General features: G+C 27.3%; 8 protein-coding genes and 2 pseudogenes. 8 read left to right on the top strand and 2 right to left on the bottom strand.

Features of this window, described 5'->3' with window-relative positions; genetic code table 4:
- Positions 1 to 21: 21 nt before the first annotated feature.
- The 8 genes and pseudogenes from UDIV_RS00600 (at position 22) to UDIV_RS00570 (ending at position 5,120) form a co-directional block, all read left to right on the top strand.
- Positions 22 to 1,377 carry a GA module-containing protein gene (locus tag UDIV_RS00600; RefSeq protein ID WP_038101784.1) on the top strand — a complete coding sequence of 452 codons (1,356 nt, stop codon included), beginning with the start codon at positions 22 to 24 and terminating at the stop codon, positions 1,375 to 1,377.
- A gap of 725 nt (positions 1,378 to 2,102) precedes the next feature.
- Positions 2,103 to 2,357 (top strand): TM2 domain-containing protein, encoded by a 255-nt coding sequence (locus UDIV_RS00595; RefSeq protein ID WP_038101782.1) that lies wholly within the window; start codon positions 2,103 to 2,105, stop codon positions 2,355 to 2,357.
- Positions 2,358 to 2,664: 307 nt separating this feature from the next.
- On the top strand, positions 2,665 to 3,078 hold the full coding sequence (locus tag UDIV_RS00590) for a GA module-containing protein (RefSeq protein WP_038101780.1): 414 nt from the start codon (positions 2,665 to 2,667) through the stop codon (positions 3,076 to 3,078).
- Positions 3,079 to 3,182: 104 nt separating this feature from the next.
- Positions 3,183 to 3,233, top strand: a pseudogene (locus tag UDIV_RS04780) (hypothetical protein); the annotation flags it as partial.
- 104 nt (positions 3,234 to 3,337) lie between these two features.
- Positions 3,338 to 3,514 carry a hypothetical protein gene (locus tag UDIV_RS04775; RefSeq protein WP_416389597.1) on the top strand — a complete coding sequence of 59 codons (177 nt, stop codon included), beginning with the start codon at positions 3,338 to 3,340 and terminating at the stop codon, positions 3,512 to 3,514.
- Positions 3,515 to 3,616, top strand: a pseudogene (locus UDIV_RS04770) (hypothetical protein); the annotation flags it as partial.
- A 345-nt stretch (positions 3,617 to 3,961) separates the two neighbouring features.
- Positions 3,962 to 4,279 carry a hypothetical protein gene (locus tag UDIV_RS00575; RefSeq protein WP_038101771.1) on the top strand — a complete coding sequence of 106 codons (318 nt, stop codon included), beginning with the start codon at positions 3,962 to 3,964 and terminating at the stop codon, positions 4,277 to 4,279.
- A 250-nt stretch (positions 4,280 to 4,529) separates the two neighbouring features.
- The gene (locus tag UDIV_RS00570; protein WP_038101768.1) at positions 4,530 to 5,120 is read left to right on the top strand and encodes a type IV toxin-antitoxin system AbiEi family antitoxin domain-containing protein; all 591 of its coding nucleotides are present in this window, start codon (positions 4,530 to 4,532) and stop codon (positions 5,118 to 5,120) included.
- A gap of 97 nt (positions 5,121 to 5,217) precedes the next feature.
- On the opposite strand, the gene UDIV_RS00565 is transcribed toward UDIV_RS00570, so the two are convergent.
- Together UDIV_RS00565 and UDIV_RS04450 are read right to left on the bottom strand one after the other, a co-directional pair.
- On the bottom strand, positions 5,218 to 5,886 hold the full coding sequence (locus UDIV_RS00565; protein WP_038101765.1) for a hypothetical protein: 669 nt from the start codon (positions 5,884 to 5,886) through the stop codon (positions 5,218 to 5,220).
- A 126-nt stretch (positions 5,887 to 6,012) separates the two neighbouring features.
- The coding region (locus UDIV_RS04450; protein WP_038101763.1) for a hypothetical protein at positions 6,013 to 7,214 on the bottom strand (1,202 nt) is incomplete at its 5' end.

Here is a 7,214-nt window from a genome sequence, read left to right as displayed (position 1 = left end):
ACTATCAAAGGATTTATAAATATGAGTAAATTCAAAAACAAGAAAGCACTAGCGTTATCAGTTGGTGCTATTATGGCAGGGGTTAGTGTTATAGGAGTAGTTGCAGCTTGTGCACCAACAAAGGCAAAACCAGCTAAACCCACTGAAAAGAAAGTAGAACAACCACAAACAGGTGGTAATGAATCTTCAAACCCAGGTAGTGGAAGTGGAAGTGGAAGCACTACAAATCCAACTGGTCAAGGTTCTGGAACTGGTGGTTCAACAAATGCTAATCCAGGAAGCGGGAATTCATCAAACGCAGGAAACCAAGGTTCAGGAAATGGTGGAACTACAGATTCATTAGGTGGTTCAACAAATGATAATAATCAAAAATCTGAACAAGAAGCACAAGCCACATTAACTGCTAAAAAAACTCAAACAAAAGAAAAAATTTCTAAATTAGCTTATTTATCTGAAGCTGATAAAAAGAGCTTCAATGATCAAGTAGATGCTATTGCTGATCCTTCTAAAATTAATGAAGCTGATGAAATAGTTAAACAAGCTGAATTAAAAAATAACGAAGAAAAAACTAAAAAAGAACAGGCTGATAAACAAAAAGAAGCTGAAGCTACTCTTAAAACAAATAAAGAAGAAGCTAATAATACTATTAATGCTTTAGCTAATTTAACTCCTGAGGAAAGAAAAGAATTTACAGATAACGTTGATAAAATCACTGATACAACTAAATCTGAAGAAATTAACAAAATAGTAGAAGAAGCAAAAACAAAAGATACTGAAAAGAAAAACGCTAAAGAAGCTGCTACTAAACTAGAAGAAGAAAAGCAAAATGCTATTGCAGAAATTAATAAATTGCAGGCTTTAGAAGAAAGTGAGCGTGCACCTTTTGTTCAAAAAATAGAAGCTATTAAAACTGTTGACCAAAAAGAAGAAATTCAAAAAACCCTAAAAGAAGCGAAAGATGCTAATGCTAAAAAGGTGGCAGCAAAAGCTAAGAAAGAAGCTGAAGAAGTTAAATCTTCATTAACTCCTGTTTCAATAAGAATCGCTAGTGATAAATATATTTGATTAAAATTAAAAACTACTAATCAAACTTTTAGTAAGATAGAAGCTAAAAGACTTAAATTTACCTTAAACAACGGTAAAGGTGGAGAGTTTGTAGAAAATGCTGCAGGTTTTGGACCAACTAATAAAACTATATATTACCAAAATAAGAAGGTAGAGAGTGATGGCAGTGTAACATTTGAGATTAGTTCTGATCAAAAATATGGTGCAGAAAATGAAAAAGGCACTTGAAAAGTTACACAAGTATGATTATCTGATGATACTACGGAAACTAATTTATTGACAAAACAAAGTGACGAATTAACTATTAGCTAACCCTATCTACAATAAAAAACATCGAAATCAATTGATTAAATTCATCTTTTGGTTAAGATGGTTTTTTTTGTTACTTGTCAATACCTACCATTTAACATTTCATTAAAACTATATACTCAAAAGATATTTTTCAAATAAAACTCTCTTTTAAAAAACTATCCCCACTAACAATCTTAATAATCAATTTAATTAATCATCTTCATCTCCAACACAAATATTTTTAAAATAGAAAGTAAAAATAACAAAACAAAGAAACACCTAATGAGGTTCTTTTTAATCATTTAAGATCTATTAATATAACCATATATGTCTAAAATCAAAAAACACAGCTATGCGAAAACTATAGTTATGCTCTCAGTTTGTTATCATATAAATGGCTAACTAATTATTAATTGCTTAATCAGTTAATAAAGAATAAATTATAATTAATATTTATGTAGCTAGTATTTAGTGATCTAACCAATAAATACTAAGCAAAAATAAGTTTATCTATTTTATAAAATGTTCCCATTATTTTATTTTTAATTTTCTTTTTGCTAAAAAAAAAAAAAAAAAGCAAATTAAATAAAATATTATTGTGTGTTCTTGGTTTCTAATAATTGAGGTATACACCAACATTTTGTTCCTTGAAAACTATTTTGTTTTTATGGTTAAATCATTTTAAATAAATATAGTCTCAATAAAACAGTAAATAAAACAACATATTGATATTTATAGGAGTTTTTATGGAAAACAATACAAATGTAGTCGTAAATGCTGAACCAGTTTCTAGAAAATCTAATTTAGCAGCTTTATTATGAGTAATCTTCTTTGGCGCAATTGGTGCACATAGATTCTATGTAGGTAAAATCTGAACTGGTATTTTATGATTACTTACAGGTGGATTATTTGGATTCGGTGCATTAGTTGATTTCTTCATGATCGTGTTTGCTAGATTTAGAGATAAAACTGGTGCACGTTTAAAATGAATTCGTAAATAGGCATAATTATTTAACTCAAAATTAATAAACTTCATCTCATTAAATGGGGAGAAGTTTTTTTTGTTTTATTAGTATTTTAGCAGGTGATTTTAATAAGTGATCGGTTTGATTAATATCATCATTTATCTACTAAATCTAAAAGCTTTTTATTCTACTTAAGCGGAACAATTAATTGATAAATCGCTTTTTTTTTTTTTTTGCAAAAAGTAAGGGGATTTTTATAATTAAACCATTTTTTGAAATTTAAACCTAAGGGTTAGTTGAGCTAATAACTCTTGAAGATCAATATTTAAAAAGAGGTTTTAATATGAGTAAACTAAATACTAAAAGCAAAAAGGGAATATTAATCGGAGTAGGTGGATTTATTGTTGCTTCAACTATAACAGGAGTAGTTGCTGGGGTTGCTGTTAATAAACAAAATAATGATAAAAGAGTAGCTTCTGAACTTTTAGCTAAGAAAACTGAAACAGTTAGTAAGATTAGTGGTTTAAGTTATTTAAAAGCAGATCAAGTAGATAAATTCAACAAAGAAGTAAAAGAAGCTAAATCAACTAAAGAAGTTGAAACTGTTTTAGAAAAAGCAACACAAGCTAGCTCTGTTAATAAAGCAAATGAACAAGCTAAGTTAGTATCATCTAAGAATAATGTTAAAAATGAAATTAATGGATCAGTAGGTTTAGATGATCAACAAAAAGCATTACTTTTAAAAGAAGTTGATTAAGCTGATTCAGAACAAAAGGTTCAAGGTGTTTTAATTAAAGTTAAGAATACTCAATTAGCATCTAAGAAAACTGAAGTTAAGAATGAAATTAATGGTTTAGTTCTTTAACTCCTGAACAAAAGACTTCACTTCTAAAAGAAGTTGATGAAGGTGATTCGTTACAAAAAGTAGAATCAGTTTTAACCAAAGCTAAATCTTTAAATCAAACAAATAAAGCAAATGATAAGAAAGCTATGGCCAATAACCAAGTTGATCAACTATCTGATTTATCAGAAAAAATAAAAATAACTTTAAAGATCAAATTAATAAAGCATCTAATCAAGATGAAATTAATAAAATTATTGAGCAAGCAAATGAACTAAATAAGCAAAACAAAGCAACTAAAGAAAAAGAATTAGCTGAAAAGAAAAATGCTTCTAGTTCTCAAATTGATTAATTAACTAGTTTAACTGAAGAAGAAAAAACAAAGTTTAAAGAACAAATTAATTCTGCCACTTCAAAAGATAATGTTGATAGTGTTTTACAACAAGCTACTAAAGCAAATCAAAAAGCTAAAGATGAAGCAAGCAAAGCATTTAGTGATATTAAAACAGAAGCTAACACTTATATAACTACTTCATTAAAAGAAGCTAAATATGCCGATGGTAAAGCTAAATTAGAAAAAGAAATTAAAGAAGCTGATGATATCGTTAAAGAAGCTAATAATCAAAATGCAATCAAATATAGAGAAGCTAAAGAGAAAATTGCTTTAGCATTAGCTAATGCTAAAAAACATATTCAAAAAGTAGATAAAGCTCAATTAAGTGAAAATCAACTAACAGTTGAAAAATTCAATCTAGAAGTTGGTAAATCAAAAGAAGGTGATTGAATTAAAAATCTTAATTTGATATTAAAAGCTAACAATGCAAAACAACGATTTGAAAATAATGCAAATGCTAAACTACTTTTAATTAACTCTAAAACTAATGAAGTTTATTACGACTTATCATTTAAAGAAGATTTTAAAGGTTTTTTATGAAAGAACCCTGATAAAATAGATTTTGCTACAAACGTTGTTAAGAATAAACAATATTCAAATAGAGAAATCACAATTGATAAGATTGTTATAGAAAATGAGACAGAATATCATAATGTAGATCTAGGTGGTAAAAAGTTAACATTCAATTTTGTTAAAACAGTAAAAACAACTTGAGCTAGCTAAGTCTATCTAACATAAACTTCTATCCCACCAACCACCAATAAAATCCATAAAGAAAAATAAAGCATTTATGCTTATTTAATAAATATGGGTTTTATTTTTTATCTATACAAAGAATAGATAAAAACTTAATGTTTTATATACTCAAAGTTATAGGATGAATTAAAAACCTTTTAATACTAATTCTTTATTGTTGCAACTATGCTAACTAAAATATATAATGTAAGCACAAAGACAACAAATAACTTAAATTATGAATTACATTGAAAAGATCAAAGCAAAGCTTAAACAATCAAACGGTATTATCACATCTAAAGAAATTAAAGATTTAAACATCCCTACTATCTACCTTAGTCGAATGCTTAAAAAACAAGAATTAAATAAACTATGTAGAGGTGTTTATATAGATAAAAACGCAGACTATGATGAATTTTACTTTTTTAGTCTTAGATTTAGTGTCCCTATTTTCTCATATGTATCAGCTCTTTATTTTCATGAATTAACAGATATAATACCAAATGAAATGGAAGTTACAGTATATAAGGGATATAACGCTCATTCTTTAAATGATAATGTAATAGTACATTATGTAAATAAAGATATCTATGATCTAGGAATCACTATAAAAGAAACACCATTCGGAAATACTATAAGAGTATATGATTTAGAAAGAACTGTTTGTGATTTTATTAAAAATAGAGATCAAATAGAAGCAGAACTATTTAGTACAACAATTAATAGATATGCACGCTCTAAAAACAAGAACTTAGATAAGTTATATGAATATTCTAAAAAGATGAAGATTGTCAAAGAAATAATAGAGATAATGCAAATTGTTCTTTAATAAAGATAGATTAGTAAGTTTATCGATCAAACCATTTAAACCAACATAAAGAAAAAATGAGCATTTCAGCTCATTTAATCTAGATTGATTTTTGTTTTTAAACAGAAGCTTTAGTTCGGCTATTATTTAAATCTTCTGCTTCTTTGTATATAGCATCAACATCAGCTTCATTTTCAGATTCTTTAATTCTGTTTTGGAAGCTGATTGATTCTTCAGAAGTTAATTTAACAAAATCTACACTTATACTAAAATTTTTAGATTGTTTGTATCGATTAAACTGTTTTAGTTGATCAAAGATAGCATCAACATTATCTTTTTGATCTTTAGTTTGAGCAATAATTTGTTCTTTAGCTTTATTTAAATAACTCTCTGATAAATAATCTAATAAAATAAACTTAGAGATTATATCTCTTTTATAATTATCAAATTGATTAATAGATTTAGAGATATCAAGAACAAATGCTAAATGATCACTCTTTTTAATTTGTTCAATAAGTTTAGCTTTTTCTTCATTAGAAGTAAATTGAAGTTGATTTATTTTATCAATACTATCTTGTTTTCAAGCTGGATATTGATCAGTATTAGCTTGAGCTTGAGCCTGAGTTTGAGTTTGAGGTTGTTCAACTGTTGGTTGATCAACTTGTTTTGGTTTTGAAGTTTTATTGTTATTACATGCAAAAGCAGTTGTACTAACTAATCCAGCTAAAACTAAAGCACTACTAAAAGCAATAATCCTTACTTGTTTTTTGCTTGTTTTTAGTTTCATTCTCTTACGCCATGTATTAAACTAGGAATTTATTAACATTAGTTTGTAATTAATATAAAGTTAATACAACTAAATTATAACAATTCATTATTTTAAAAAGAACTATAAAACTAAACAAAAATTAATCTATTTTTTATAAAATCAAGGAACAGCGTATTTAAATGGATGATTTAAGGCTTGTCTTAGAATTAAATGTCCTACACTATGTTTAAAGGCTTTTAGTTCAAGCGGACTTCTTTTATCTCAATTAATACCAAAGTAGTTATGGTTATAACTATCAAATAATTCACCTGTTGAAAAACTACCATTTGCTCCAGCTCTTCAAATCGAGATTGGATCACCATCTCTTGATCAGATTACAGATCCAGAGTTTCCTGGTCCAAATAAAATTGGTGAGTAGTTTGGATATTGTCTAAAATAGAAGTTAGTATCTGTCATCTCTGGTCTGAAGTTAACATATCCAGTCATAAATCCTCAACCAGGGAATCCAATGTGTGCTAATGGGTTTAGTACAGGAACAATATGATGGTTTTTGTTTGATGATTGATTTATTTTAATTGGTTTAGCTTCTAAGTAGTTTCTAAACTTCATTAAGATATCATCACGTAATCCCTTTTTAGCATGATCAAATGAAGTTTTAAAATCACTTCAAGTAAGTTGTAAATCAAATGATGAAGAAGATGGTTTACCATCTTTATCAACTAGTTCATCAACACTATTTGGTGAGTTATTATTAGCACGATTATAACCAATATAAATTGGTGATGTACTACCAGCACGTACATTTAATGATGAATTAGTATTAAATCAACTATAAACACTATAACCATATCCTTTATATAGTTCTGAATCTCATTTATTTAATGGTAAAGAGATAGTAGGAGCACCAATCACTGGTGGTTCAGTTGCTTTATCTACATAAATAGCATTAGCATTTGCATTTATATTTGGATAAAACTCACCAACGTGTCAGTTTGAAATATAGTAAAGTGATAGATCATTTGGATCATCATTAATTTTATTTAATCAACCTGCACTACCAGGATGTCTATTATATGTTACATATTTAAATGCATTATCACGAACTCGGTTAATAAGATCTCATTCTCGATTAACTGTTCCTCAATCATCTCTAATTCATTGGATATTACTTATAAATCCATCATTATGTTTTCAATATACATTTTGGTTTGGATTATAGATCTTGTTAGCATAATAAGATACATCATTATATAAAAGATGAATTTGATCAGTGGCTGATGTATTAGCTAAATTATATTCATATAAATTAGTTTTACCTAATCCAAAATCACTTTCATTTTGGATTT

This window comes from Ureaplasma diversum NCTC 246 (assembly GCF_000731915.1).
Lineage (GTDB): Bacteria > Bacillota_I > Bacilli_A > Mycoplasmatales > Mycoplasmoidaceae > Ureaplasma > Ureaplasma diversum.
The sequence above is the reverse complement of the archived record's forward strand: the minus strand, read 5'-3'. Positions and strand labels throughout refer to the sequence as shown.